Source organism: Okeania sp. SIO2B9 (assembly GCF_010672505.1).
Lineage (GTDB): Bacteria > Cyanobacteriota > Cyanobacteriia > Cyanobacteriales > Microcoleaceae > Okeania > Okeania hirsuta.
In genome coordinates this window covers 1-3,058 of the sequence record NZ_JAAHGK010000946.1, presented here as the reverse complement: position 1 = coordinate 3,058, position 3,058 = coordinate 1, and the positions used below count along the sequence as shown (strand labels likewise).

The following is a 3,058-nucleotide window of genomic DNA, read 5'->3' as shown; positions in this document are numbered from 1 at the left end:
TTTATCATTTTCTTTGTGGGTTTAATACCCCACCGTCTACACGGTGTTCAAAATTACTTGGGGGAGCGAATCCCCATGTAATTTTCCTCCTGTCTCCTGTCTCCTGTCTCCTGTCTCCTTCTTCAAAACTTATTATATCGTTATTCTTTGATTAAGTCAATGCTCCTTAAAAACCTATGCAATCATGTTAGGAGAAGAACATTATCAAGTCTGGGGGAGTATAATGTATAGCATATAGACAGGAGATAACGCTTTGGAGAACTTGTATGGGATGAATTTTTACGAGTTCTTCAAGCAAAACTCTGCCTCAGCAAAAACTTTCGATCAGGCGATGACAGATCTTTCAGGAGTTGTAAATGTTAGTATCTTAGCTGCTTACAATTTTTCATCTATTGGTAAATTGGTTGATGTGGGTGGTGGTAATGGCAAACTGCTATCTTCTATTCTTGAAGCTTATCCTACTATGACTGGGGTGTTGTTCGATCAACCGGATGTGATTGAGAGAACCTCTTATTTACTCGAAACAATAGGAGTGAGCAATAGCCTTCAACTAGCAAAAGGTGATTTCTTTAAGGCAGTCCCAGTAGTCGGAAAATGGCTGGTTTAATGGGAGTTTCCGAGCAGATTGTAGAAGAAATTGAGGCAGTAATTATTGAAGAACAGAAACTTAAGGATAAACGAAATGCTCTAGTTTATGATAGCAAGGTCTTGTGGGAGTAGCCACAAATATTAGGATTGATGGAATATCTCAAACAAGAAAATATCAATAGGACTTATGCAGTAGAACGTATTTCCGTAATTGCGACCCTATGGGTTTGCGGAGCAGTCGGGAACGGAAAGCAATCTCAAACGCTTCTGTTTCGTGCCTCGTGCGTAAGTCCCGATCTATAATAATTTTGAGATATCCATCAAAGGAAGTTGCAACTGATTTTTTGATCTTCAAATGAAAATCTAGATTTATGATGAAGTTTAGTCTGTAATACCCCCCAAATAATTTATAATTACCAGTCAGCACAATTATCAAATCAAGGAAAGAAAAATGTCAGACTGGCAAGTAATAACTGGCGGAGTAACAGCTCCCAAAGGATATCGGGCAACAGGAGTTACTGCGGGGTTAAAACCCTCTGGAGCACCAGACTTGGCCTTGATTTTATCAGATGTAGATGCGATCGCAGCTGGAGTCTTCACGACAAGTCAAGTACGAGCTGCTTGTGTGGACTACTGTCGGCAACAGCTAGAAGCTAAACCAAGTGCTAGAGCAATTTTGTGTAATGCTGGGCAAGCAAATGCTGTGACTGGAAGTTTAGGTTGGCAGGATGCTGTGGAAAGCGCGGAAGTATTGGGGAAAACACTCAATATTTCTCCAGAGTCAATATTACTAGCTTCTACAGGAGTTATTGGCAAACGAATTAAAATGGATGCTCTCAAAGCAGCAATTCCCCAGTTAGTCTCTACAGTTTCCACCGAAGGGGGAGAGGCAGCAGCTAAAGCTATTGTTACTACAGACTTAGTCACAAAGTCAATTGCTCTGGAAACTCAAATGGGCGATCGCCCGGTGCGTATTGGTGGTATTGCTAAAGGTTCTGGCATGATCCATCCGAATATGGCAACAATGCTGTCATTTGTAACTTGTGATGCAGCAGTTTCTCCTCCATTATGGCAAGAGATGTTAACTAGAGCAGTTAATCGTAGTTTTAATCAAATTACTGTTGATGGGGATACGAGTACCAATGATACAGTAATTGCTTTGGCAAATGGTCAATCTCGCACCTCTGCTATTACTAATGCGGGGGTGGAGGCGGAAAAGTTGGAGGCGATGTTGACAGAAGTTTGTGTATATTTTGCAAAAGCGATCGCTCGTGATGGAGAGGGTGCCACTTGTCTGATGGAAGTTCAGGTTACAGGAACATCTGATGAAGCATCTGCGAATAAAATTGCTAAGACTATTGCCGGATCTTCTCTGGTAAAATCAGCTATTTTTGGTCGCGACCCCAACTGGGGAAGAATTGCTGGAGCTGCTGGTCGCGCTGGAGTCAAGTTTGAGCAGGAGCAGTTACAGATAAAGTTGGGAGACTTTTTGATGATGGAAAACGGTCAACCTTTAGATTTTGACCGAGCTGCTGCTAGCGAGTATTTGAAACAGAGAGCAGCGGGAGAATATTTGAAGGATGATACTGTGTTAATTTCTGTCAAAGTTGGCGATGGTGGTGGTAGTGGGAAAGCTTGGGGATGTGACCTGAGTTATGATTATGTGAAAATTAACGCTGAGTACACTACCTGATAATTAATCAGGACTTACGCAAATTGACTTTTAAAGCACCATCTGTAGGGGCGTTAACGATAGTTATGCGAAGCAAATGGTATTTGTGCTCCGCAAAGCTCTGAATGGCACCCTCACTGGATTTAGTGTCCGTGCGTAAGTCCTGTAATATTATTAGACATCTCCAGAAAAGAGGGAATAGGGAATAGGGAATAGGTATGGAGGGGGAAATAACTGATAATTTATGTACGATAATTGATTTTTTTTTTGATTTTTGGAGATGTCTATTGCTGAAAAAATATGTAAGCATTCAGCTATTAATATCATGTCTGGTTAAACAGTGATAAATAAATAACTACGGAGTCCTCAGGAGGACCGAGTCAGGAGTCAGGAGGAAAGAGGTAATAAAGAAGAACAACAGGAGAAGAAGGAGAAAGTTTTTTTATAACTAATTATCCGGACATGATATAACTCTCAGCTATAAGCTTTTTAATGAATGAAGCAAGCATTCGTTTAATTTTTACTACATTCTCAAACAAAGATTCGTACTCTAAAGCTTTGATAAAATTGCTTTTTTCTCCTTTAAAGATAATAAAGCTGATAGCTGACTGCTGAATGCTTACACAAATATGATGAGATGCGATGGCTTTTTGAGTTGTTTTGAGGAGCGATCGCCACCAACAATATCTTTATCTCCAACAAGTAGATAAGTTCCTGATTAAAGTGATGTATATATAAGACTCTATTTATGGGTAAGAATAGCTTATGCAAGACGGGAAAGTTACAGGAAAGTTAGCC

General features: G+C 40.3%; 3 protein-coding genes. All 3 read left to right on the top strand.

Annotated features, from left to right (window positions below):
* Positions 1-253: 253 nt before the first annotated feature.
* The 3 genes from F6K13_RS25815 (at position 254) to argJ (ending at position 2,281) form a co-directional block, all read left to right on the top strand.
* The gene (locus F6K13_RS25815) at positions 254-607 is read left to right on the top strand and encodes a methyltransferase (RefSeq protein WP_338043148.1); all 354 of its coding nucleotides are present in this window, start codon (positions 254-256) and stop codon (positions 605-607) included.
* A complete protein-coding gene (locus tag F6K13_RS25810) occupies positions 595-720 on the top strand; it encodes a hypothetical protein (protein WP_275670316.1) in 126 nt (41 codons plus the stop codon). Before F6K13_RS25815 ends, F6K13_RS25810 begins: the two co-directional genes overlap by 13 nt.
* Positions 721-1,039: 319 nt before the next feature.
* A complete protein-coding gene (argJ, locus tag F6K13_RS25805) occupies positions 1,040-2,281 on the top strand; it encodes a bifunctional ornithine acetyltransferase/N-acetylglutamate synthase (protein ID WP_124144155.1) in 1,242 nt (413 codons plus the stop codon).
* Positions 2,282-3,058 lie beyond the last annotated feature (777 nt).